Origin of the sequence: Pseudomonas sp. R19M (assembly GCF_050312585.1) — a bacterium.
Classification (GTDB): Bacteria; Pseudomonadota; Gammaproteobacteria; order Pseudomonadales; family Pseudomonadaceae; genus Aquipseudomonas; species Aquipseudomonas palleroniana.
In genome coordinates this window covers 34,840-57,291 of sequence record NZ_JBNPJV010000032.1, presented here as the reverse complement: position 1 = coordinate 57,291, position 22,452 = coordinate 34,840, and the positions used below count along the sequence as shown (strand labels likewise).

Here is a 22,452-nt window from a genome sequence, read left to right as displayed (position 1 = left end):
GCCTACTGCAAGTTGGTGGTTTTTTCTACCATCGAAACGCAGTGCTTAATGATTTTCACCGACACGGTCAGGACCTCTTTGCTTTCAGCCAGCGCCTGCGGGACTTGAACTGATTTTATCGAGTTCTTGTTTTTCACCAGGTCGCTCAAACCCTTGGAGACATCGTTGGCACGCGTTCTCAGATAGTTGGATTGCTCGGCCAGAAAGTGCGTGCCGATGGTGGGGGGTGGTGTTTTGACGCTGTCATTGGTTGCCAGGGCTGACGCAAAAAAGTGGCTGTCGATGGTGCTGTCAGCGCCCGTCGTGGCTTCGGCGATTGGAAGCGGTGTGGAAGGCGGCGAGGCCCACTCGTTTTTTAAAAGCATGTAATCTCCACCCATTGCACGAGATTGATAACGAAGAGAGTTGCCTCCCTTGCAAACCAGGCAAAGGAGGCAATAGGGTCAGGGCCTGTTCGCGCCTATTTGCTGCATTATTTTGGTGAGTTTTTCGACAAGAATACTGGTGCGGGTGAGCTCGACGTTTTCCGCATTCTTAGTTTCTTGCAGTTCCTTTGTCTGGAGTATTGCCTGTTCGTTTGTGAGACGTCCGAGTGAGGAAACATTGTTAATAGACATATGCAGTACCTTTTTAAGATTGGATCTTGCTAAGTGCTCAGCACTGTGTGTTTAAAAGCTAGCGAGCTAGTGCTCATGTTATGGGTGGCGGAAGAGGCTTCAACGGTTCCTGATGAGTATTGTTTAGTTATTTCTGGATATTTCGTCGGTGTTGTCTGTTAACGGCCTAGTTGAATATGTTCAGGTGTTTCAAACGGTAGTAAAGCGTGCGCTTAGGGATTCCCAGTTCCACCGCCACACTTTCCACACAATCGGCATGACGTTTCAGGGAGGCCTCAATCAGTGATTTCTCGATTTGTTGCAGTTTTTCCTTGAACGGTTGCACCCTCTGCTCCACCAGCGGTTCGCACAGGGGCGGCAAGCCCAACACAAAGCGCTTTGCCGCTGAACGCAGCTCCCGGATGTTGCCGAGCCAGCCGTGACACAGCAATTGTTGGAACAACGTAGGGGAAGGCGTCGGTGCGGCGCATTTGAAGTGCTCGGCTTCCTGTTGAACCATGCTCAAGAACAACGGAATGATTTGCTCCTGGCGAGTACGCAGCGGTGCGAGGCGGATGCTGACAACATTGAGCCGGAAGAACAGATCGCGCCTGAAGGTACCTTGTTCAACCATGTCATGCAGCGATTGCTGGGCAGAGGCGATCACACGCATGTCTACCGGGATGAAACGGGTCGACCCCAGGCGTTCCACTCCGCGAGACTCCAGTGCACGTAATAGCTTGGCTTGCAGCGCGAGAGGCATGCTATCGATTTCATCCAGATACAACGTGCCTAAATGCGCGGCTTCAATAAACCCGGCACGTGACTGCACCGCGCCGGTATAAGCGCCGCTGTTCACACCGAACAATTGGCTTTCCGCCAGGCTTTCCGGAATCGCCGCGCAGTTCACGGCGACGAAGTTTCCTCGACGCCCGGATAAACGATGAACGCGTTGGGCCAGTGTGTCTTTGCCAGTCCCCGTTTCTCCTAATAACAGAATGTCAACATTGAGTGTTGCAGTGCTATTGATTGTATGCTCGATATCGGAACTTTCAGTGAGTGGATGGTCTGTTTCGTGTTCTTCTTGAAAGACGGTCGACATAGTGTGGATGCTCTACTCTCACGTTTAATTCACTGTGGGTGGCGCAAATGATAAAGGCCACTCAGTAGAGCTTAAATTGCGAAGAATGTCATGAGTTCTTCAATGGATAATCGCAGGAAGTAGAGTGGGAAAAGTTGGATTGAGTGAGCGGTTAAGTTGTGCAAGTGCTTTTTTTGTTTTTAACGCCGCACAGCAAGTAAGAATAATCTTAAAGTGGTGATGAGTGGAGGGAAGTAACAGCTTGTTTGTGGTTTTAAATCCAACGCCCACAAAAAAGCCGATGCATTGCATCGGCTTGATGTTGTAGCGAAGTCTTGCGGTAATGCTTACACGTTAAAACGGAAGTGCATCACGTCGCCATCCTTGACGATGTATTCCTTGCCTTCCAGGCGCCACTTACCGGCTTCCTTGGCACCGGCTTCACCCTTGTACTGGATAAAGTCGTTGTAGGCGATCACCTCGGCGCGGATGAAGCCTTTTTCAAAGTCGGTGTGGATCACACCCGCAGCCTGTGGCGCGGTGGCACCGACCTTGACGGTCCAGGCACGGACTTCTTCAACACCGGCCGTGAAGTAGGTCTGCAGGTTGAGCATTTCGTAACCGGCACGAATCACGCGGTTCAGACCCGGCTCTTCCAGGCCCAGGGCCTCAAGGAACATGTCTTTCTCTTCGCCGTCTTCAAGCTCGGCGATTTCCGCTTCGATCTTGTTGCACACAGGCACAACCACTGCGCCTTCTTCCTCGGCGATGGCCTTGACCACGTCGAGCAGCGGGTTGTTCTCGAAGCCATCTTCGGCGACGTTGGCGATGTACATCACAGGCTTGGTGGTCAGCAGGTGGAAGCCTTTGATCACGGCCTTCTCATCCGCGCCCATGTTCTTCATCAGGCTGCGTGCCGGCTTGCCTTCGGTGAAGTGAGCGATCAGTTGCTCCAGCAGGCCCTTCTGGACCACGGCGTCCTTGTCACCGCCTTTGGCGTTGCGTGCGACTTTCTGCAGTTGTTTCTCGCAGCTGTCTAGGTCAGCGAAGATCAGTTCCAGATCGATGATCTCGATGTCGCGTTTCGGGTCGACGCTGTTGGAGACGTGAATCACGTTCTCGTCTTCGAAGCAGCGGACCACATGGGCGATAGCATCGGTTTCACGGATGTTGGCCAGGAACTTGTTGCCCAGGCCCTCACCTTTCGAGGCACCGGCCACCAGGCCGGCGATGTCGACGAATTCCATGGTGGTCGGCAGGATGCGCTTCGGATTGACGATAGCCGCCAGTGCGTCCAGGCGAGGGTCCGGCATCGGCACGATGCCGCTGTTGGGCTCGATGGTGCAGAAGGGGAAGTTCTCCGCCGCAATACCGGACTTGGTCAGGGCGTTGAACAGGGTGGATTTGCCGACGTTGGGCAGGCCGACGATGCCGCAATTGAATCCCATGGTGTTTTCCCCTCGGTAAGAGTCAGGCCTTCTGGCTGTGCAGGTTTTTCATCGCACGGTTCCATTCACCGGCGAAGATATCCGGCAGCACGCCGAGGGCAAAGTCGATGCTGGCATCGAGTTTTTCCTGTTCGGCGCGTGGCGCACGACCCAGGACGAAATTTGAAACCATACTGGCGACGCCTGGGTGGCCAATGCCGAGCCGCAAGCGGTAGAAATTATTCTGATTACCCAACTGCGCAATGATGTCGCGCAGACCATTATGCCCACCATGCCCGCCGCCCAGCTTGAGCTTGGCGACACCGGGAGGCAGGTCCAGTTCGTCATGGGCCACCAGGATTTCTTCGGGTTTGATCCGAAAGAAGCCCGCAAGCGCCGCGACGGCCTGGCCGCTGCGGTTCATGTAGGTGGTGGGAATCAGCAGACGAACATCCTGACCTTGATGCGAGAAGCGTCCGGTCAGGCCAAAATATTTGCGATCGGCCGCAAGGTTCACACCTTGTGCGTGGGCGATACGCTCAACAAAAAGGGCCCCTGCGTTATGCCGGGTCTGTTCGTATTCGGCGCCTGGATTTCCCAGGCCAACGATCAGTTTAATGGCAGTCACGACAGGGGCCCTTCCTTTGGAGTTGTGGATAAGATCGCCAGACCTGAGTGCGGCGAAAGTGGACGACATTACATCATTTACTCAAGAGTAAACGCCGCGTTATCGCCCGCTTTCTCGCTACGTCTCGGTCCGCGATGTTTCCTCAAACTCCGGCAATACAGAGTAATTACTCTGCAGCGCCTTCTTCAGCTTCTGGAGCAACGCGTGGAGCGTGAACGTTGGCAACAGCTTTGTCATCACCGTGAGCCAGTGCAACGAACTCAACGCCTTTTGGCGCCTTGATGTCGGACAGGTGAACGATGGCGCCGATTTCCAGAGCCGACAGGTCGACTTCGATGAACTCAGGCAGGTCTTTCGGCAAGCAGGTCACTTCGATTTCGTTCAGAACGTGCGAGATCTCGCCGCCTTTCTTGACCGGAGCTTCTTCACCAACAAAGTGCACAGGCACGATCGCGGTCAGTTTCTGGCCGGCAACAACGCGAACGAAGTCAGCGTGCATGATGAATTGCTTGGACGGGTGACGCTGCATCGCTTTAACGATGACGTTCTGCTTGGCGCCATCGACGTTCAGCTCGATCACGTGGCTGTAGGCAGCTTCGTTTTCGAACAGCTTGGCGATTTCTTTGGCCAGGATGGTTACGGATTCAGCAGGCTTGTTGCCACCGTAAACAACAGCAGGGATGTTGGCAGCGTGACGCAGGCGGCGGCTCGCACCTTTCCCCAGGTCAGTACGCGCTTGGGCGTTCAGAGTAAAGTCAGTCATTTTGTATCTCCAAAATAGCCATTATCGAGGGGCGTTTGCGACCAGCGCCGTACTCGATATGGGCAAAAAAGCCCCGCCCCGACAGGATGCCGGGGCGGGGCGCTTTTCGTCAGTGAGGTGTTCCTAAGGTTTAACCCTTAACGGAACATCGCGCTGATCGATTCTTCATTGCTGATGCGGCGAACCGCCTCGGCAACGACCGGTGCGATATCCAGTTGGCGGATACGCGCACAGGCTTGAGCGGCGGCGGACAACGGGATGGTGTTGGTCACCACCAGTTCGTCCAGCACGGAATTCTCGATGTTCTCGATCGCTCGGCCCGACAGCACAGGGTGTGTGCAGTAGGCGAAGACTTTAGCCGCACCGTGCTCTTTCAAGGCTTTCGCCGCGTGGCACAGGGTGCCGGCGGTGTCGACCATGTCATCAACCAGAATACAGGTACGCCCTTCGACATCACCGATGATATGCATCACTTCAGAGTGATTGGCTTTTTCACGGCGTTTGTCGATGATCCCGAGGTCCACGCCCAGGGATTTGGCAACAGCCCGTGCACGCACGACGCCACCAATGTCCGGGGACACGATCATCAGGTTTTCAAAGCGCTGATCTTCGATGTCATCCACTAATACTGGGGAGCCGTAGATGTTATCTACCGGAATATCGAAGAACCCCTGGATTTGGTCAGCGTGCAGGTCAACCGTGAGAACACGGTCGATGCCTACCACGGTCAGCATGTCAGCAACGACTTTCGCGCTGATAGCCACACGTGCGGAACGCGGACGGCGATCCTGACGAGCATAACCAAAGTAAGGGATTACAGCTGTGATTCGAGTCGCTGAGGAGCGGCGGAAGGCATCAGCCATCACGACGAGTTCCATCAGGTTATCGTTGGTCGGAGCGCAGGTCGGCTGAATAATGAAGACGTCTTTACCGCGAACGTTTTCATTGATCTCGGCTGTAATTTCGCCGTCGGAAAACTTGCCGACAGAGATGTCACCGAGAGGGATATGCAGCTGACGTACGACACGTCGAGCCAGATCGGGGTTAGCGTTCCCCGTAAAGACCATCATCTTGGACACGCGCAGTACCTAGAGGCTGAGGGTAACCTGGATGAGTATTAGAAAATGGCAGGGGCGGCTGGATTCGAACCAACGCATGGCAGGATCAAAACCTGCTGCCTTACCGCTTGGCGACGCCCCTGTATCTGTTGCAACGAGTGCCTAACACTCGGTTCCTTTTAGAGCAGACTTTGCAGCTTGCGATGCAACATCGAAACGTTGCTTCCCTTTGCTACAAACCCTGTAAGGGTCTCTGTAAGAAGGGCCGAGACTTTATCAGCTTCAGCTTTGTTTGGGAAGCCCCCAAACACACAACTTCCAGTTCCGGTTAATTTTGCTTCGGTAAAATTACCTAACAAATTCAAAGCGTTACGTACCTCTGGATAACGCCTTGCTACAACCGGTAAGCAGTCATTTCGACTGTTTCCCTTGGGAACGGGGCGCACTTTAATGGGAGAAGAGTTACGTGTCAACAACGGATCTGAAAAAATTTCTGCTGTACTTACAGATACTTGCGGAACAAGCACGACGTACCACGGCTCTTCGGGGTATTCCGGCGTGAGTTTCTCCCCCACGCCCTCAGCAAAAGCGGCCCGTCCGTGCACGAAAATCGGGACGTCGGCGCCTAGCGTCAGGCCCAGCGCGGCCAGGCGATCAAGGTCCCAGCCCAGTTGCCACAAGTGATTCAGACCCAGCAGTGTGGTCGCGGCGTTCGAGCTGCCACCACCGATTCCGCCGCCCATGGGCAGAATTTTATCGATCCATATGTCGATGCCCAGTGAGCAACCGGATTGTTCCTGAAGTTTTTTGGCCGCTTTCACAATCAGGTTGCTGTCGTGGGGCACACCTTCGAATTCGGTGTGCAAGCGGATCACACCATCGTCGCGCACGGCGAAGGTGAGTTCATCGCCGTAGTCGAGAAATTGAAACAGTGTCTGCAATTCGTGATAGCCGTCTTCACGGCGACCGAGAATGTGCAGCATCAGATTGAGTTTGGCAGGCGAGGGTAGGGTCAACTTATCTACGGTCACGTTATTGCCCCAGCTTGCGCGGTTGCCAGTCCTTGATCACCAGGGTGACGTCCAGGTCTGTGCCATGCAGCTTGATACGCTCCGGCAGCCAGTAGCCGCCCTGTTCTACATAGCTGAGGTACTCGACCTGCCAGCCATCCTGCTCCAGTGACGCGAGGCGGCTGTCGCCATTGAGGCTCAAACGGCTCTTGCTGTCCGGTGCGGGCAAGCCGCGCACCCACCATACAAGGTGCGACACGGGCAGTTTCCAGCCAATCTGTTCTTCCAGCAGCGCCTCCGGCGATGCCGCTTCATAGCGCCCCTGGTTGGCCACTTCAAGGCTCACCTGGCCGGGCCGACCGGTCAGGCGAGCTGCGCCGCGACCGAGCGGGCCGGACAGGCGAATATCGTAGTAGTCCTGGCGTTGCAGCCAGAACAGCGTGCCGCTGCCCGAATCTTTCGGCGCGCGCACTCCGACCTTGCCCTCGATCTGCCAGCCATCAATGCTGCTGAGCTGGTTTTTGTGCTGTTTCCATTGCCCTGGGTTGCCCTGGCCTTCAACGGATTCGCGGCTACCGACACCCGCGCAACCGGCGAGCAGGGCAATAAGACTGAACACTACAATGTGGCGCAAGAACATAAGCTTAAAGGGTCTCGGATCCGGTCAGGCGCTTGATGGTGCCGCGCAGGATAGGGCTTTCGGGTTGTTCCTTGAGGAATTTTTCCCAGATTTGTCGCGCTTCGCGCTGCTTGCCATTGGCCCACAACACTTCACCCAGGTGGGCGGCGACTTCCTGGTCGGGGAAGCGTTCCAGTGCCTGGCGCAGCAGGCGTTCCGCTTCGTCCAGGTTACCCAGGCGGTAATTCACCCAGCCCAGGCTGTCGAGTACGGCCGGGTCTTCTGGGTTGATCTTGTGCGCTTGCTCGATCAGCGCCTTGGCTTCGTCGTAGCGCGTGGTGCGATCAGACAAGGTGTAACCCAAGGCGTTAAGTGCCATGGCGTTCTCGGGGTCGCGCTTGATGATCAGGCGCAGGTCTTTTTCCATCTGCGCCAGGTCGTTGCGTTTTTCCGCCTGCATGGCGCGGGTATACAGCAGGTTCAGATCATCGGGGTATTGCAGCAAGGCTTGTTGCAGCAATTTCCAGGCGCGCTCGCCCTGCTTGTTGGCGGACAAGGTTTCGGCCTGGATCAAGTACAGCTGGATCGCGTAGTCCGGTTCGGCATCGCGGGCCGCGGCCAGGCGTTTTTCCGCTTCATCGGTACGGCCGTTGCTCATCAGGATGTCGGCCTGGCGCAACTGGGCGGGCAGGTAGTCGTTACCTGGGCCGACCTGGGCGTATTCCAGCAGGGCGGCCTGGGGATCATTGCGCTCTTCGGCAATACGGCCAAGGTTCAGGTGCGCCGAATCGACGTGGCTTTCCCGCGCAATCAGTTCCTCTAGGTAACCCTTGGCTTCGTCCCAGGCCTTGGCTTCCAGGCACACCAGCGCCAGGGAATAGCGCAGCTCGTCATCGTCCGGGTACTGCTGGACCAGGTTGGCGAACTGGACTTTGGCGTCCTCCATGCGGTCCTGCTCGACCAGCATTCGCGCGTAGGTCAGGCGCAGGCGCTTGTCGTCCGGGTATTTCTTGATGCTTTTTTCCAGCAGTGGAATCGCTTCCTTGCCACGATTGAGGTTCTGCAGCAGGCGTGCGCGCAGCAGGATCGGAGCGATCTCGCCCTCTTCCGGCGGGTTCTGTTCCAGCAGTTTCAAGGCTGCGTCGGCTTCGTCATCCTGTTGCAGCAGCAACGCCTTGCCGAAAATCAGCTGGCTGTTCTTCGGATGCTTTTGCAGCAGGCGGTCGAAACCCTTCATCAGGCCATTGCGCGTGTCCTGGTCGGTATCGGCGGCCGACAGCGCGAGGAAGTCGAAATGGGTGTCACCCTTGCCTTGCAGGACTTTCTCCATATAAACCATGGAGTCGTCATAGCGCCCGGCGCGTGCCAGTTGAACCGCCGCGGCCCGCTGGGCTTCCAGGTCGTCCGGGGCGTTTTTTGCCCAGATCAGCGAGCTGTCCAGCGCAGCCTGGTCAGCGCCCAGGTATTCGGCGATGCGAAACGCCCGCTCGGAAATGCCGGGGTCCTGGGTGTTGATCGCCTGGGTCACATAGTTATCCAGCGCAATATCGAAACGATTTCGCTGGCCGGCCAGTTCCGCCGTCAGCAGGCTGTAGACCGTCTCTTCACTGAACGAGGAGTAAACCTTGGGTTTTTCAGGGGCGGGAGTGCTGTCTTCCACCGGTGGCGTACCGTCCGGCGATACGGGTGCCATGGCCTGGCAGCCGCTGAGGAAGACAAAAGCAAGGAGCAACGCGGAGGATCTATTCATATAGGAAGAGGACGACTAACCTGCGGTCGGATCATCATGACACAAGCCTTCGGCCAAACATAACCGAGTCTCAGTGGATGCCTTTATAGACACAAGGCATTAGGACAATAGCCTACGGTGGTTGTTCTGAATCATTCGAAGTAGGACAATTGTCGGCTTCCCGACATCATCAGCGATATTGAATGGCCTTCCTCGCACTCGGTATTAACCACAAGACTGCTACCGTAGACGTGCGCGAGCGCGTGGCGTTTACGCCAGAGCAGTTGGTTGAGGCCTTGCAGCAGCTCTGCCGGCTCACCGACAGCCGCGAAGCTGCAATCCTTTCGACCTGCAATCGCAGCGAGCTTTATATAGAGCAGGAGCATCTTTCAGCGGATGGGGTACTGCGCTGGCTGGCCGATTACCACCATTTAAGCCTCGACGACCTGCGCGCCAGCGCCTATGTGCACGAAGAAGATGCGGCAGTTCGTCACATGATGCGCGTCGCCGCAGGGCTCGACTCGCTGGTGTTGGGCGAACCGCAAATCCTCGGCCAGATGAAGTCCGCCTATGCCGTGGCCCGCGAGGCCGGCACCGTGGGGCCGCTGCTGGGCCGCCTGTTCCAGGCCACGTTCAATTCGGCCAAGCAAGTGCGCACCGACACGGCCATCGGCGAAAACCCGGTATCCGTGGCGTTTGCCGCCGTCAGCCTGGCCAAGCAGATTTTCAGTGACCTGCAGCGCAGCCAGGCGCTGCTGATCGGCGCCGGTGAGACCATCACGCTCGTCGCCCGGCACCTGCACGACCTGGGCGTGAAACGTATCGTGGTGGCCAACCGTACGCTTGAGCGCGCGAGCATCCTGGCCGAGCAGTTCGGTGCGCATGCCGTTCTGCTCTCGGACATTCCGGCCGAACTGGTGCGCAGCGATATCGTGATCAGCTCAACCGCCAGCCAGTTGCCGATCCTGGGCAAGGGCGCGGTGGAAAGCGCATTGAAGCTGCGCAAGCACAAGCCAATCTTCATGGTCGATATCGCTGTTCCCCGCGATATCGAACCCGAAGTCGGCGAGTTGGACGACGTTTACCTCTATAGCGTCGACGACTTGCATGAAGTGGTCGCCGAAAACCTCAAGAGCCGCCAGGGCGCTGCTCAGGCCGCAGAGGAAATGGTCAGCGTCGGCGCCGAAGATTTCATGGTGCGCCTGCGTGAACTGGCAGCGGTGGATGTACTCAAGGCGTATCGTCAGCAGAGCGAACGCCTGCGCGACGAGGAGTTGGCCAAGGCCCAGCGGTTGCTGGCCAACGGCAGCAGTGCCGAAGAGGTGTTGATGCAACTGGCCCGTGGCCTGACCAACAAATTGCTGCATGCGCCCAGTGTGCAGTTGAAAAAGCTTACCGCCGAAGGCCGCCTCGATGCGCTGGCCATGGCCCAGGAACTCTTTGCCCTCGGTGAGGGCGCGTCAGATAGCTCTTCGGATAAAAAACCGCAATGAAAGCGTCACTGCTCAATAAACTGGATGTGCTCCAGGACCGTTTCGAAGAACTGACCGCCTTGCTCGGCGATGGTGAGGTCATCTCCGATCAGACCAAATTCCGCGCCTATTCCAAGGAATACGCCGAAGTCGAGCCGGTGGTCGCCACCTATAAGAACTTGCTGAAGGTGCAGGCCGACCTCGAAGGCGCCCAGGCGCTGCTCAAGGACAGCGACCCGGACATGCGTGAAATGGCCGTGGAAGAAGTCCGCGAGGCCAAGGAAAAGCTGGCCGAGCTGGAAGGCGACCTGCAACGCATGTTGCTGCCCAAAGATCCGAACGATGGCCGCAACGTGTTTCTCGAAATTCGCGCCGGCACCGGTGGTGACGAGGCGGCGATCTTCTCCGGCGACCTGTTTCGCATGTACTCGCGTTATGCCGAACGTCGTGGCTGGCGCGTGGAGATCCTGTCCGAGAACGAGGGCGAACACGGTGGCTATAAAGAAGTCATCGCCCGGGTTGAAGGCGACAACGTCTACGGCAAGCTCAAGTTCGAGTCCGGCGCGCACCGTGTACAGCGGGTTCCTGCGACTGAGTCCCAGGGCCGCATCCACACCTCGGCGTGTACCGTGGCGGTGTTGCCCGAGCCGGACGAGCAGGAAGCCATCGAGATCAACCCGGCGGACTTGCGCATTGACACCTACCGTTCGTCGGGTGCCGGCGGCCAGCATGTGAACAAGACCGACTCGGCGATCCGGATCACCCACTTGCCGTCGGGGATCGTGGTGGAGTGCCAGGAAGAGCGTTCCCAGCACAAGAACCGTGCGCGAGCCATGTCCTGGCTGTCGGCCAAACTCAACGACCAGCAGACCAGCGCTGCCGCCAACGCGATTGCCAGCGAGCGTAAATTGCTGGTCGGGTCGGGTGACCGTTCCGAACGCATTCGTACCTACAACTTTGCCCAGGGCCGGGTCACCGACCACCGCGTCAACCTGACCCTTTATTCCCTCGACGAAATTCTTGCCGGCGGCGTTGAAGCGGTGATCGAGCCGTTGCTCGCTGAGTACCAGGCTGATCAATTAGCGGCGATCGGTGAATAAATGACCATCATCGCCAGCCTGCTGCGCGCCGCCGACCTGCCCGACTCGCCCACTGCGCGCCTGGATGTGGAACTCTTGCTGGCGGCTGCCCTGGGCAAATCGCGCAGTTACCTGCACACCTGGCCGGAGAAAATCGTCAGCAGTGAAGACGCGCTGACCTTCGCCGGTTACCTGCAGCGCCGCCGCAGCGGCGAGCCGGTGGCGTATATCCTCGGCCAGCAGGGCTTCTGGAAGCTGGACCTGGAGGTCGCGCCCCACACGCTGATCCCGCGTCCTGAAACCGAACTGCTGGTGGAAGCCGCCCTGGAACTGTTGCCCGCAACGCCCGCCAAGGTCCTCGACCTGGGCACCGGCAGCGGCGCCATTGCCCTGGCCCTGGCCAGCGAGCGGCCGGCCTGGCAAGTCACCGCCGTCGACCGGGTATTGGAAGCCGTGGCCCTGGCCGAGCGCAATCGCCAGCGCCTGCACCTGAAGAACGCCAGGGTGTTGAACAGCCATTGGTTCAGCGCCCTGCTAGGCGAGCGCTTTGATCTGATCATCAGCAACCCGCCGTATATCGCCGACAACGATCCGCATCTGGTGGCCGGCGATGTGCGTTTTGAGCCGGCCAGCGCACTGGTGGCGGGCCACGATGGCCTGGATGATTTGCGGTTGATCAGCCAAGCGGCGCCTGCTCATCTGAATGCCGGTGGTTGGCTGTTGCTCGAGCATGGTTACGACCAGGCGGCCGCCGTGCGTGATCTGTTGCTGAGCCAGGGGTTCGAACAGGTGCACAGCCGCATCGACCTTGGCGAGCACGAACGCATCACCCTGGGGCGCCGGCCATGCTGACCGACCAGGAGCTGTTGCGCTACAGCCGACAGATTCTGTTGCAGCATGTCGACATCGAAGGTCAGTTGCGCCTGAAAAACGGCCGGGCACTGATCATCGGCCTCGGCGGGCTGGGCGCGCCGGTCGCGTTGTACCTGGCTGCTGCGGGCGTGGGCCAATTGCACCTGGCGGATTTCGACACGGTCGACCTGACCAACCTGCAACGCCAGATCATCCACGACACCGACAGCGTTGGGCAGACCAAGGTCGATTCAGCCATGCGCCGCCTGACGGCCATCAACCCTGATATCACCTTGCTTGCCCACCGTGTGGCGCTGGATGCCGATTCCCTGGCGGCGGCGGTGGCGAATGTGGATGTGGTGCTCGATTGCAGCGACAACTTCTCCACCCGTGAGGCCGTTAACGCAGCCTGCGTCGCCGCTGCCAAGCCATTGATCAGCGGCGCGGCGATTCGGCTTGAGGGGCAGTTGTCGGTGTTCGATCCGCGTCGCGCCGACAGCCCGTGCTACCACTGTTTATATGGGCACGGCAGCGATACCGAACTGACTTGCAGCGAGGCCGGCGTCGTCGGGCCTCTGGTGGGGCTGGTCGGTAGCCTGCAAGCGCTGGAGGCGTTGAAGCTGCTCGCCGGTTTTGGTGAACCGTTGGTGGGCCGCTTGTTGCTGGTCGATGCCTTGACCACACGGTTTCGCGAACTGCGGGTCAAGCGCGACCCGGGCTGCAGCGTGTGCGGGACTCAGCGTGGATAAGGGCGCGCCTATCGGTGTGTTCGACTCCGGCGTCGGCGGCTTGACGGTGCTGGATGAAATTCAACGGTTGTTGCCCCATGAGTCGCTGCTGTATGTCGCGGACTGTGGGCATATTCCCTACGGCGAGAAAAGCCCGGCGTTCATTCTCGAGCGCTCCCGCACAGTCGCCGAGTTTTTCCGCAAGCGCGGCGCCAAGGCGTTTGTGATCGCCTGCAACACCGCGACTGTCGCCGCCGTCGCTGACTTGCGCCAGGACTACCCCGACTGGCCTCTGGTGGGAATGGAGCCCGCGGTCAAGCCTGCGGCTGCCGCTACGCGCAGCGGCGTCGTCGGTGTGCTTGCCACTACCGGTACCTTGCAAAGTGCCAAGTTTGCCGCCTTGCTCGACCGCTTCGCCACCGACGTGCGGGTGATTACCCAGCCTTGCCCGGGGCTGGTGGAGTTGATTGAAACCGGCGACCTCGTCAGCCCTGCGCTGCGCACTATGTTGCAGGGTTATGTCGAACCGCTGCTCAACGCCGGCTGCGACACCATTATTCTGGGCTGCACCCACTACCCATTCCTCAAGCCGTTGCTGGAGCAGATGCTCCCGCCGAGCATCATTCTGATCGACACCGGCGCCGCCGTGGCACGTCAGCTCAAGCGGTTATTGGGCGAGCGCGACCTGATAGGCACCGATAAGCCTGAACATGCGCAGTTCTGGACCAGTGGTGATGTCGATCATTTAAGAAATATCTTACCGACACTATGGAAATATCCTGGCGTTGTGAGTAGTTTTGGCTCGTGAAAAATTCGTGAAAAAACCTCGGTTAGAAGCTGAACTTCTGACACTACGCAGGCTTCTATACCGAGTTAGCCCTTACATATCACTCTAACTCCGTTCTTAAAGGACTGTTTCTTATGAAGCGTTTGTTCGCTTTGGCTACGATTGTGGCCGCTGTGGTGGGACACTCTGTTTCGGCCCAGGCCGCCGGCCTGGAATTCGGGGTGGGGGGCACGAGTGATTCGACGATGACCTATCGCCTGGGCCTGACTTCCGACTGGGATAAAAGCTGGTGGCAGAGCGATACCGGCCGGCTGACCGGTTACTGGAGTGGCGCCTATACCTATTGGGACGGTGACAAGCGCGCCAGTGTAAGCAGCGTGTCGTTCTCACCAGTGTTTGTGTATGAGTTTGCCGGAGAGTCGGTCAAACCCTACATCGAGGCTGGGGTCGGTGTGGCGCTGTTCTCGCGCACGCGGGTCGAGGACAATAACATCGGCCAGTCCTTCCAGTTCGAAGACCGGTTGGGCTTTGGCCTGCGCTTTGCGGGTGGGCATGAAGTGGGTATCCGTGCCACGCACTATTCCAACGCTGGCATCAGCAGCAACAACGACGGGGTGGAAAGCTACTCGCTGCACTACACCCTGCCGTTGTAATTCTTCAGAGCACTGCCACACCCCTGTGGGAGGGGGCTTGCTCCCGATAGGCCGCGCAGCGGCCTCAAAAATGGGCCTGCTACGCAGTCCATCGGGAGCAAGCCCCCTCCCACAATGACCGCGTTAAGCCTTAACTGACTGGCATCAGGGCTTGCCCCCGATAGCGCGGGTTCAGTCAATGCATCTGCAACTGACACCACACAATCGACCGCAAGCCCTTCCCGCATTCTGCTCTGCGCTCATCTCAACATCAGCGATACGCGGTCGCAATCCCTTCACGCTCGGTCAGGCACTCCGGCGCTCCCATCTCGAACTCCCGGCAAATCAACGGTCGCCTGTCGTAAATGGTGCACATCATCGTGTCCCGATCCAGCGCCGCACACCAGCCGTCGTCAAGGCGCAGCATGACTTCGCCGCCCCATTCATCGGTATCGATATAGCGCTCCGGCACACCGGTATCGGTGATCAGCATGACTTCCAGCTGGCAACAGCAGGCTGCGCATGTCGAACAGGTGACGGCGGGTTCGGTGATCTGGGTATGGGGGATGTGGGTCATAGGTGCGCAGTGTAAGGCAAGCGCATGATGTGCGTATGAATGCTCTGACAGACGTCACTGCTCCAGTTGCCGTGCGATCCAGTGCAGCAGTGGGAACAGCGCCGCCCACAGCAGCGCCAGGCCGATGAGGGTGAGTGTCGTGCCGTAACCGAAACGCACGCCCGCCAATTGGCTGCCGGCGTAATAAGACAACGGCCCGCCGATCGCCCCCAGCAGGCTCGCCCGCCACCACGGCTGAGCGCTCCAGGCCAGGCAATGCCGCAGGGTGGTTGCCAGCAACGCCCACAGCAGCATCAGCCAAAAGGGAATCAGCGGCCCTGGAAAGCTGAAATGAAACACCCCAAATGTACGCAGGAAGGTATCGATCACGATGCCCAGCAAGGCCACGGCAAGAATCACCTGGCCTTCCTGGGACCATGAACTGGTCCATAACAAGTGGATGGCCAGCACTGCGCCGCCCACCAGTAACCAGCGACTGTCACCGCCGAGCACACAGGCAAACCAGCCGCACTGGAATAGCACGGCGTTTGCCAAGGGTTTAAGCACTGAAGCGGCCGAGCAAGGGCGGAGTGATCGCCGCGGGTTTGGCCAGCAGTAACTGCGCGGTGCCAATGGTTCGTTCCATGAAGCCTCCTTCGCAGTAGCACAAGTAGAACTCCCACAAGCGCAGGAAGTACTCATCGTAGCCCAGCTCGGAGAGCCGCGCGTGAGCGCGGCGCAGGTTCTCATGCCACAGGCGCAGGGTGCGTGCGTAATGCAGGCCGAAGTCTTCCATGTGCAGCAGGTTCATGTCGGTGTCGCGGCAGACGATCTGCAGCATGTTTTGCACGCACGGCAGGGCGCCACCGGGGAAAATGTAGCGTTGGATAAAGTCGACGCTGCGCTTGGCCTGTTCGAAACGCTGCTCGCGGATGGTGATGGCTTGCAGCAACATCAGGCCCTGCGGCTTGAGCAGGTGGGCGCATTGCTTGAAGTAGGTGGGCAGGAAACGATGGCCGACCGCTTCAATCATTTCGATGGACACCAGCTTGTCGTACTGGCCGCTCAGGTCGCGGTAATCCTGCAGCAACAGGGTGACCTGGCCCTGCAATCCCAGCGCCTCGATGCGTTTCTCGGTGTAGGCGAACTGCTCTTTGGACAGCGTCGTGGTGGTGACCTTGCAACCGTAGTGCTGCGCCGCGTACAGCGCCATGCTGCCCCAGCCGGTGCCGATCTCCAGCAAGTGGTCGGTGGGCTTGAGTGCCAGTTTCTGGCAGATGCGTGCAAGCTTGTTCAGTTGCGCCTGTTCCAGGGTGTCATCGGGCGTGAGGAATTGGGCTGCCGAATACATCATGGTCGGGTCGAGGAATGCTTCGAACAGGTCATTGCCCAGGTCGTAATGGGCCGCGATATTCTTCTGCGAGCCCTTGCGGGTATTGCGGTTGAGCCAGTGCAACGCCTGGGTGAACGGGCGGGCGAGGCGCGCCAGGCCGCCCTCCATGGCGTCGAGCACCTCCAGGTTGCTGACCATCACTCGCACCACGGCGGTCAGGTCCGGGCTGCTCCAGTAACCATGAATGAACGCCTCACCGGCACCGATAGAGCCGTTGGCCGCCACCAGGCCCCATACCGCCGAATCCAGGATGTGGATTTCCCCAAGCAAATGCGCTTCCCGTGCGCCGAACACCTGCCGCTCGCCGTCCTCGATCACCACCAGTTGACCGTGGCGCAGTTGGCTGAGTTGACGCAGCACGCCTTTGCGCAGCAGGGCGCCGGTCATGCCGTTGACGTTCATGCGGTGGGGCTTGACCGATAAGCTAGGGGATTTCATGGCGGTGATCCTTGGTATACCCGACTGCAGTGCGAGAGGCGCCATCGGCGGCCTGATGGGAAAAAATCGGTGTGCGTTTGAGCAGCAGGCGCAGCGCCTGCCAGTAAATCGCCAGGCAGGTCTTGGCGGTCATCCAGGGAAAGCGCCACAGGTAGCGATGCAGGCTGGCGCGATCCAGTGCTTGGCGTTGCAGGCTCAAGGTGGCGTCGAAGATCTTTTGCGCGCCCTGCCAATCAGCCATATGCACGCCCAGCCTGGCGCCGGGAGGGCTGAAACTCATGCGATATTCCAGGTCGCGGGGCAAAAACGGCGACACATGAAACGCCTTGGCTACGGCGAAGTGCTGGTGCTCACCGGCATCGAGGGCCTGGGCCGGCAGCACGTAGTGGTAGCGTTCGCGCCACGGGGTGTTGGTCACTTCACACAGGATGGCGGCCAGCGTTCCGTCGGCCTCGTAGCAATAGAAAAAGCTCACCGGGTTGAACGCCAGGCCCCAACTGCGGGCCTGGGTCAGCAGGCAGATAGCGCCTCGGGGTGTACGCCCCAGCGCCTGGCCGACTTGCTGGCGCACGGCGTCGCTCAAACTCATGCCATGGCGAGTGAACTCACGCAGGTAATCCTGCTGACGAAAACCGAAGGGGGCCAGCCGGCCGGCGCCGGCCAAGGGGGACAGTCCAAGTACTTCGTTTTCTTCGTTCAAATCCAGGTACAGCAGGCCGATGCGGTAGCGAAAGGCATGGCCTCTGGGCGTAAACCGGCGATGGGCGATCCAGCCGCTGTACAAGGCGCTGTTCACAGGCTTTCTCCAAAGGCTTGCGCCACGCGCAGGGCGCTGACCACGCCGTCTTCGTGAAAACCGTTGGCCCAGTAGGCGCCGCAATAAAAGGTGTGGCGTGCGCCGTGCAATTCTTCCCAGCGCGCTTGTGCGGCCACTGCGGCGAGGCTGTATTGCGGATGGGCATAGGTGTAGCGCCCGAGGATCTTCAGTGGGTTGATCATCGGCGTCTGGTTGAGGCTGACGCAGAAGGTCGTCTCGCTGTCGATGCCTTGCAGGATGTTCATGTCATAGGTCACGGCCGCCTGCGTCTGCGCATTGCCGGCCAGCCGGTAGTTCCAACTGGCCCAGGCCAGCTTGCGCTCAGGCAACAGGCGCGTATCGGTGTGCAGCACCACATCGTTGTTGGCGTAGGGCAGGGCGCCAAGGATCTCCTGTTCGGCCTGGCTCGGGTCGGCGAGCAACGCCAGGGCTTGATCGCTGTGGCAGGCCAACACTACCCGGTCAAAGGCCTCGCTGCCGGCAGGGCTGTGGATAACCACGCCCTCAGGCGTGCGCTCGACCTTATGCACAGGGCAATTGAGGCGGATCCGCTCGCGAAAGCCTTGGGTCAACGGTTCTATGTAACGGCTGGAGCCACCTTCGATCACGCACCACTGCGGCCGTTTGTTTACCGACAGCAAACCGTGGTTCTTGAAGAAACGCACAAAGAACTGCAAGGGAAACCCCAGCATATCCGCCAGGGACATCGACCAGATCGCCGCGCCCATCGGCACGATGTAGTGCTGGATAAACCGTGGGCCGTAGCCGCCCGCTGCCAGGTAATCCCCCAGGGTCATCTCGGCGCTGATGCGCTGCTGTTGCAGGTCCAGCGGCGCCTGATGGTTGAAGCGCAGGATGTCGCGCAGCATGCCCCAGAATCCTGGCGACAGGATGTTGCGGCGCTGGGCGAAGAGACTGTTGAGGTTATTGCCGTTGTACTCGAAACCGGTGTTCTGATCGCACACCGAGAAGCTCATCTCAGTGGGTTTGAATTTCACCCCAAGCTGCTCCAGCAGGCGAATGAAGTGGGGGTAGGTCCAGTTGTTGAACACGATGAAACCGGTGTCCACCGCATAGTGCTTGCCCTCGACCGTCACGCTGGCGGTGTGGGTATGTCCGCCAATACGGTCGCCGGCCTCGAACAGGGTAATGTCGTGGCGACGGTTGAGCAGGTAGGCGCTGGTCAGCCCGGCGATGCCGCTGCCGATAATGGCGATCTTCACAGGTCGTCCTTCTGCGGTGGCGGGCTGCGCAGCATGCGTTTGCCGATGATCAGTTGCGCACGGTTGGGCAGTTTCGACAACGGCCACAACGTGGCGATGAACAGTGCGGGAAAGGCGATTTCCAAAGGCCGTTTGGCAAGCTGGCCGAAGATATGCTTCGCCGCCTTGTCGGCGGACCAACTCAAGGGCATCGGGAAATCATTGCGTTCGGTCAGTGGCGTGTCGACAAAGCCCGGGCTGATCACCGTCACGTCGATATTCTCCGGCGACAGGCTGATGCGCAGCGCTTCGAACAAGTAGCGCAGCCCGGCCTTGGACGCACCATAGGCCTCGGCGCGGGGCATCGGCAGGTACGTCACCGCGCTGGCTACCCCCACCAGATGCGGACTCTGCCCTTTGCGCAAGAGCGGCAAGGCGGCCTCGATGCAGTAACTGCTGGCCAGCAGGTTGGTGCGTATCACGTACTCGATGATCGATGAGTCGAACTGTTTGGCATCGACATATTCACAGGTGCCGGCGTTGAGGATCACCGTGTCCAGCGAACCCCAGGCCGCTTCGATCCGCTCGCCGATCTCGCGTACGGTCTGGCTGTTGGTCAGGTCGCCGGCCACTACCAGCACCTGCCCCGAATAACGTTGGGCGAGTGCTTCCAGCGGGCCTTTGGTGCGCGCGCTCAGTGCCACGTGGGCACCGCTGTTGAGCAATTCCACGGCGAGCGCGGCGCCGATGCCACTGCTGGCGCCGGTCAGCCAATAACGGCGGGGTGGTGTAGGGCTCATCCCAGTCTCCTCTTCAGCCAACGGATCAATCGGCCGAATAGCGGCAAGTGTTCATAGAGCAGTGCGCCTGCATCAAAATAGTCGCGATGGCGGTAGACCTTTTCGTGCCACAGCAGGTGTGAGCAGCCTTGTACCCTCACTTCATCACCGTGGTTCAGGCGTGGGTGGCGAAAACTCATGTTCCAGCGCAGGTAGCCTTCGCCTTCCGCCACTTGGTCAAACCCCTGGAAGTCAAAGCGCAACTGGTTGACATGGCTGTACAGCTGGGTGAAGTAACGGTGCATTGCGGGAAGCCCGTGGACTTCGTGCAGCGGATCGGAGAACACAATGTCCGGGCTGTACAGGCTGTCGAGCCGGTGCAGGTTGTGCTTGTCCAACGCGGCGAAGGCCTGGGCGAACCGTTGCAGGAAATCACTCATGTTCAGCCGCCTCCTGGCGTTGCGGCAGGCTGCGGAACGCGGCCAATGCGCGCTCGCGGGAGTGTTTCAGGTCGACCATCGGGCGCGGGTAATCGGCCACGCCGAACAGGCCGCCGACGGACTCCGGGTTGTGCACTTGTTTTTTATTCAGCGCGGCCAGTTCCGGCAGCCAGCGCTTGATGAACACACCCTCGCCGTCGAATTTTTCCGATTGGCTCAATGGGCTGAAAATCCGGAAGTACGGCGCCGAGTCGGTACCGGTGGAGGCGCTCCACTGCCAGCCACCGTTGTTGGCGGCCAGGTCGCCGTCGATCAGGTGACGCATGAAAAAGCGCTCGCCCTCACGCCAGTCGATCAACAGGTTCTTGGTCAGGAACATCGCCACGACCATGCGCAGGCGGTTGTGCATCCAGCCGGTTTCCAGCAATTGGCGCATGGCGGCGTCGATGATCGGCAGGCCGGTGCGTGCTTGCTGCCAGGCGGCCAGCTCCTTGGGCGCGTGGCGCCAGGCCACGGCTTCGGTTTCGGGGCGGAAGGCGCGATGGCGCGACACGCGCGGGTAGCCGACGAGGATATGTTTGTAGAACTCGCGCCAGAGCAGCTCGTTGATCCAGGTGATAGCGCCGATGTCGCCGCTTTCGAATTCACCCTGGTTGGTTTGCAGCGCGGCATGCAGGCATTGGCGCGGCGACACCACGCCGGCGGCAAGGTACGCCGATAGCTGGCTGGTGCCGGGTTTGGCCGGGTAGTCGCGTTCGTCCTTGTAGTAGCTGATCTGTTGATCGACGAAAGCATCGAGACGGCGGCGGGCCTCGTCCTCACCCGCCGGCCACAGGGCACGCAAGCTTTTACTGGGTGTTTCGAAGCCTTCAACGGTGGTCGGCACCGCATCACTGTCGAGCTTGAGTGGCGCCTGGGCTTCTGGCGTGGGCACGATCGGCGGCAAGGCGCTGTGCAGGCGGGTATAGCAGACTTTGCGGAACTGGCTGAATACCTGAAAGTAGGTGCCGGTCTTGGTCAGTACGCTGCCTGGCTGGAAAAACAGTTGGTCGAGGTAGCTGTGGAACGTCACGCCGTCGGCTTCCAGGGCCTTGGCCACTGCGGCATCGCGGCGGCTTTCGTGGATGCCGTATTCCTCGTTGACATGCACCGACGCGACCGACAGCTCCCGACACAGTGCGCTCAGCACGCCCGGTACCTCTTCCCAGGTCGCAGCTGTGCGAATCAGCAAAGGAATATTCAGCGTGCCCAGCGTCTGGCTCAAGTGCTGCAGGTTGCGCAACCAGAAGTCGACTTTGCACGGTGCATCATCGTGCGCCAGCCATTGTTCGGGCGTGATCACGTAGATGGCCGCGGTCGGGCCTCGCCGGCATGCGGCAGCCAGGGCGGTGTTGTCGTGTAGGCGCAGGTCGGTGCGCAGCCAGATCAAATGCATTTAGACAATTCCACGCTGGATCAATAGCTGATGAGCCGACAACGGGTCTTCGGCCACGAACAATTGCGGGGTATCACGGCTCAACGCGACCAGTTCGGCCTGGTGGATGCATACCGTGGGGCCGGCAATCAATAGAGGGCAAGCAACGCCGCTCAAGTGTTTGGGCAGCGCCGCCAACTGAAGCGATTTGCTCGAATACAGCACCACGGCGCGGGGTTTCAGGTGAGCCACGGCCAGCGCCAGTTCGCCGGCCGGCAGTGGCCAGTCGAAGACTTCCACCGGGCAGTCGGCGCTGCTGGCCAGCCAGGCGCACAGCCACAGGTGCGGCTCCACGGGCAAGTCGGAATGGTTGATCAGCAGCAACGGGGCGCCATGCAGTTGACGATTGTTGTGATAGATGCGCGCGCCGAACTTGCTGCGCAGCCATGACAGGAAAAACACCCGCTCCATTTGTGCGCCGAGTTGGCCCTGCCACTTTTGCTCCAGTTCATTGAGCAGCGGCAGCATTAATTGCTCGCACAAGGTCCGTGGCGGGTACAACGCCATGGCCTGGTTGAACGCATCGTCGACCCGGCGCTCGGCCAGCTCGCTGATGGCCTGCACCAGTGTCTGGCGCAGGGCGTGCCATTCGTTTTCGACGGCGTCAGGCGGAGATTGGGCTGAGTCGATCAGGGATTTCACCTGGCTGACCGGCACGCCGCGATTGAGCCAGGTCAGAATGGTGTGGATACGTTGGACATGCTCGGCGCTGAACAGCCGGTGGCCCTTGGGCGTACGCTGCGGCACGATCAGGCCATAACGGCGTTCCCAGGCGCGCAGGGTGACCGGGTTGACACCGGTCTGGCGCGCCACTTCACGGATCGGCAGCCAGCCATTTTGCAGGGCTTGCGCGATGTCCTCGCCGGGTTCGTCTAGCAGGGCAGCTTTCATA

General features: G+C 59.5%; 24 protein-coding genes and 1 tRNA gene. 6 read left to right on the top strand and 19 right to left on the bottom strand.

The genetic code is table 11. From position 1 onward, the window contains the following. Positions 1–2 precede the first annotated feature (2 nt). The 10 genes from ACQRBT_RS05535 to ACQRBT_RS05490 form a co-directional block, all read right to left on the bottom strand. Positions 3–365, bottom strand: coding sequence for a hypothetical protein (locus ACQRBT_RS05535; RefSeq protein WP_060754810.1), 363 nt, complete (start codon positions 363–365; stop codon positions 3–5). 418 nt (positions 366–783) lie between these two features. Next, on the bottom strand, positions 784–1,698 hold the full coding sequence (locus tag ACQRBT_RS05530) for a sigma 54-interacting transcriptional regulator (RefSeq protein WP_412046979.1): 915 nt from the start codon (positions 1,696–1,698) through the stop codon (positions 784–786). Positions 1,699–2,024: 326 nt separating this feature from the next. After that, a complete protein-coding gene (gene ychF / locus ACQRBT_RS05525) occupies positions 2,025–3,125 on the bottom strand; it encodes a redox-regulated ATPase YchF (RefSeq protein WP_060754813.1) in 1,101 nt (366 codons plus the stop codon). Between the two features lie 22 nt (positions 3,126–3,147). Continuing rightward, positions 3,148–3,732 (bottom strand): aminoacyl-tRNA hydrolase, encoded by a 585-nt coding sequence (gene pth / locus ACQRBT_RS05520; RefSeq protein ID WP_003171596.1) that lies wholly within the window; start codon positions 3,730–3,732, stop codon positions 3,148–3,150. A gap of 166 nt (positions 3,733–3,898) precedes the next feature. Beyond that, positions 3,899–4,495 (bottom strand): 50S ribosomal protein L25/general stress protein Ctc, encoded by a 597-nt coding sequence (locus tag ACQRBT_RS05515; RefSeq protein ID WP_060754814.1) that lies wholly within the window; start codon positions 4,493–4,495, stop codon positions 3,899–3,901. 137 nt (positions 4,496–4,632) lie between these two features. Continuing rightward, positions 4,633–5,574, bottom strand: coding sequence for a ribose-phosphate pyrophosphokinase (locus ACQRBT_RS05510; protein ID WP_003171603.1), 942 nt, complete (start codon positions 5,572–5,574; stop codon positions 4,633–4,635). Positions 5,575–5,620: 46 nt separating this feature from the next. Then, positions 5,621–5,695 (bottom strand) — tRNA-Gln (locus ACQRBT_RS05505). Positions 5,696–5,732: 37 nt separating this feature from the next. After that, positions 5,733–6,536 (bottom strand): 4-(cytidine 5'-diphospho)-2-C-methyl-D-erythritol kinase, encoded by an 804-nt coding sequence (ispE, locus tag ACQRBT_RS05500; RefSeq protein WP_412047022.1) that lies wholly within the window; start codon positions 6,534–6,536, stop codon positions 5,733–5,735. A gap of 49 nt (positions 6,537–6,585) precedes the next feature. Beyond that, a complete protein-coding gene (gene lolB / locus ACQRBT_RS05495) occupies positions 6,586–7,203 on the bottom strand; it encodes a lipoprotein insertase outer membrane protein LolB (RefSeq protein ID WP_104995457.1) in 618 nt (205 codons plus the stop codon). A 4-nt stretch (positions 7,204–7,207) separates the two neighbouring features. Further along, entirely contained in the window at positions 7,208–8,932 is a 1,725-nt protein-coding gene (locus ACQRBT_RS05490; protein ID WP_090366918.1) for a tetratricopeptide repeat protein, read from the bottom strand. Between the two features lie 182 nt (positions 8,933–9,114). Between ACQRBT_RS05490 and hemA the strand changes: the two genes are divergently transcribed. From hemA to ACQRBT_RS05460, 6 genes are all read left to right on the top strand, one after another. Continuing rightward, positions 9,115–10,404 (top strand): glutamyl-tRNA reductase, encoded by a 1,290-nt coding sequence (gene hemA / locus ACQRBT_RS05485; protein WP_060754818.1) that lies wholly within the window; start codon positions 9,115–9,117, stop codon positions 10,402–10,404. Next, on the top strand, positions 10,401–11,483 hold the full coding sequence (gene prfA, locus ACQRBT_RS05480) for a peptide chain release factor 1 (RefSeq protein ID WP_060754819.1): 1,083 nt from the start codon (positions 10,401–10,403) through the stop codon (positions 11,481–11,483). Before hemA ends, prfA begins: the two co-directional genes overlap by 4 nt. After that, positions 11,484–12,314 carry a peptide chain release factor N(5)-glutamine methyltransferase gene (gene prmC, locus ACQRBT_RS05475; RefSeq protein ID WP_412046980.1) on the top strand — a complete coding sequence of 277 codons (831 nt, stop codon included), beginning with the start codon at positions 11,484–11,486 and terminating at the stop codon, positions 12,312–12,314. It begins immediately after the preceding gene. Further along, on the top strand, positions 12,308–13,063 hold the full coding sequence (locus ACQRBT_RS05470; protein ID WP_104995459.1) for a molybdopterin-synthase adenylyltransferase MoeB: 756 nt from the start codon (positions 12,308–12,310) through the stop codon (positions 13,061–13,063). Before prmC ends, ACQRBT_RS05470 begins: the two co-directional genes overlap by 7 nt. Continuing rightward, a complete protein-coding gene (gene murI / locus ACQRBT_RS05465) occupies positions 13,056–13,850 on the top strand; it encodes a glutamate racemase (protein WP_090366911.1) in 795 nt (264 codons plus the stop codon). The genes ACQRBT_RS05470 and murI overlap by 8 nt, the downstream gene beginning before the upstream one ends. A gap of 113 nt (positions 13,851–13,963) precedes the next feature. Then, on the top strand, positions 13,964–14,482 hold the full coding sequence (locus tag ACQRBT_RS05460) for an acyloxyacyl hydrolase (protein WP_060754823.1): 519 nt from the start codon (positions 13,964–13,966) through the stop codon (positions 14,480–14,482). A gap of 250 nt (positions 14,483–14,732) precedes the next feature. Here the strand turns inward: ACQRBT_RS05460 and ACQRBT_RS05455 are convergent, their stop codons facing one another. The 9 genes from ACQRBT_RS05455 to ACQRBT_RS05415 are packed head-to-tail and all read right to left on the bottom strand — an operon-like array spanning position 14,733 to position 22,451. Continuing rightward, positions 14,733–15,038, bottom strand: coding sequence for a YkgJ family cysteine cluster protein (locus ACQRBT_RS05455; RefSeq protein ID WP_060754824.1), 306 nt, complete (start codon positions 15,036–15,038; stop codon positions 14,733–14,735). Between the two features lie 54 nt (positions 15,039–15,092). Then, positions 15,093–15,584, bottom strand: coding sequence for a DUF2878 domain-containing protein (locus ACQRBT_RS05450; protein ID WP_060754825.1), 492 nt, complete (start codon positions 15,582–15,584; stop codon positions 15,093–15,095). Further along, a complete protein-coding gene (locus ACQRBT_RS05445; RefSeq protein ID WP_090366905.1) occupies positions 15,577–16,848 on the bottom strand; it encodes an SAM-dependent methyltransferase in 1,272 nt (423 codons plus the stop codon). Before ACQRBT_RS05445 ends, ACQRBT_RS05450 begins: the two co-directional genes overlap by 8 nt. Further along, positions 16,835–17,644, bottom strand: a complete 810-nt coding sequence (locus ACQRBT_RS05440) for a DUF1365 domain-containing protein (RefSeq protein WP_412046981.1) — start codon at positions 17,642–17,644, stop codon at positions 16,835–16,837. The genes ACQRBT_RS05445 and ACQRBT_RS05440 overlap by 14 nt, the downstream gene beginning before the upstream one ends. Further along, on the bottom strand, positions 17,641–18,888 hold the full coding sequence (locus ACQRBT_RS05435) for an NAD(P)/FAD-dependent oxidoreductase (protein ID WP_412046982.1): 1,248 nt from the start codon (positions 18,886–18,888) through the stop codon (positions 17,641–17,643). The genes ACQRBT_RS05440 and ACQRBT_RS05435 overlap by 4 nt, the downstream gene beginning before the upstream one ends. After that, a complete protein-coding gene (locus ACQRBT_RS05430) occupies positions 18,885–19,667 on the bottom strand; it encodes an SDR family NAD(P)-dependent oxidoreductase (protein ID WP_060754829.1) in 783 nt (260 codons plus the stop codon). The genes ACQRBT_RS05435 and ACQRBT_RS05430 overlap by 4 nt, the downstream gene beginning before the upstream one ends. After that, positions 19,664–20,086, bottom strand: coding sequence for a nuclear transport factor 2 family protein (locus ACQRBT_RS05425; RefSeq protein WP_412046983.1), 423 nt, complete (start codon positions 20,084–20,086; stop codon positions 19,664–19,666). The genes ACQRBT_RS05430 and ACQRBT_RS05425 overlap by 4 nt, the downstream gene beginning before the upstream one ends. Then, complete coding sequence (gene phrB, locus ACQRBT_RS05420; RefSeq protein ID WP_412046984.1) at positions 20,079–21,521, bottom strand: deoxyribodipyrimidine photo-lyase; 1,443 nt, start codon at positions 21,519–21,521, stop codon at positions 20,079–20,081. The genes ACQRBT_RS05425 and phrB overlap by 8 nt, the downstream gene beginning before the upstream one ends. Further along, positions 21,522–22,451 (bottom strand): MerR family transcriptional regulator, encoded by a 930-nt coding sequence (locus ACQRBT_RS05415; RefSeq protein ID WP_060754832.1) that lies wholly within the window; start codon positions 22,449–22,451, stop codon positions 21,522–21,524. It abuts the gene before it with no gap. Between the last annotated feature and the right edge of the window lies 1 nt (position 22,452).

Coding starts and splice junctions, on each gene's coding strand:
- ACQRBT_RS05535 (WP_060754810.1), bottom strand. CDS start 365: ATGCTTTTAAAAAACGAGTGGGCCTCGCCGCCTTCCACACCGCTTCCA.
- ACQRBT_RS05530 (WP_412046979.1), bottom strand. CDS start 1,698: ATGTCGACCGTCTTTCAAGAAGAACACGAAACAGACCATCCACTCACT.
- ychF (WP_060754813.1), bottom strand. CDS start 3,125: ATGGGATTCAATTGCGGCATCGTCGGCCTGCCCAACGTCGGCAAATCC.
- ACQRBT_RS05515 (WP_060754814.1), bottom strand. CDS start 4,495: ATGACTGACTTTACTCTGAACGCCCAAGCGCGTACTGACCTGGGGAAA.
- ispE (WP_412047022.1), bottom strand. CDS start 6,536: ATGCTGCACATTCTCGGTCGCCGTGAAGACGGCTATCACGAATTGCAG.
- lolB (WP_104995457.1), bottom strand. CDS start 7,203: ATGTTCTTGCGCCACATTGTAGTGTTCAGTCTTATTGCCCTGCTCGCC.
- ACQRBT_RS05490 (WP_090366918.1), bottom strand. CDS start 8,932: ATGAATAGATCCTCCGCGTTGCTCCTTGCTTTTGTCTTCCTCAGCGGC.
- hemA (WP_060754818.1), top strand. CDS start 9,115: ATGGCCTTCCTCGCACTCGGTATTAACCACAAGACTGCTACCGTAGAC.
- prfA (WP_060754819.1), top strand. CDS start 10,401: ATGAAAGCGTCACTGCTCAATAAACTGGATGTGCTCCAGGACCGTTTC.
- prmC (WP_412046980.1), top strand. CDS start 11,484: ATGACCATCATCGCCAGCCTGCTGCGCGCCGCCGACCTGCCCGACTCG.
- ACQRBT_RS05470 (WP_104995459.1), top strand. CDS start 12,308: ATGCTGACCGACCAGGAGCTGTTGCGCTACAGCCGACAGATTCTGTTG.
- ACQRBT_RS05460 (WP_060754823.1), top strand. CDS start 13,964: ATGAAGCGTTTGTTCGCTTTGGCTACGATTGTGGCCGCTGTGGTGGGA.
- ACQRBT_RS05455 (WP_060754824.1), bottom strand. CDS start 15,038: ATGACCCACATCCCCCATACCCAGATCACCGAACCCGCCGTCACCTGT.
- ACQRBT_RS05445 (WP_090366905.1), bottom strand. CDS start 16,848: ATGAAATCCCCTAGCTTATCGGTCAAGCCCCACCGCATGAACGTCAAC.
- ACQRBT_RS05430 (WP_060754829.1), bottom strand. CDS start 19,667: ATGAGCCCTACACCACCCCGCCGTTATTGGCTGACCGGCGCCAGCAGT.
- ACQRBT_RS05425 (WP_412046983.1), bottom strand. CDS start 20,086: ATGAGTGATTTCCTGCAACGGTTCGCCCAGGCCTTCGCCGCGTTGGAC.
- phrB (WP_412046984.1), bottom strand. CDS start 21,521: ATGCATTTGATCTGGCTGCGCACCGACCTGCGCCTACACGACAACACC.
- ACQRBT_RS05415 (WP_060754832.1), bottom strand. CDS start 22,451: ATGAAAGCTGCCCTGCTAGACGAACCCGGCGAGGACATCGCGCAAGCC.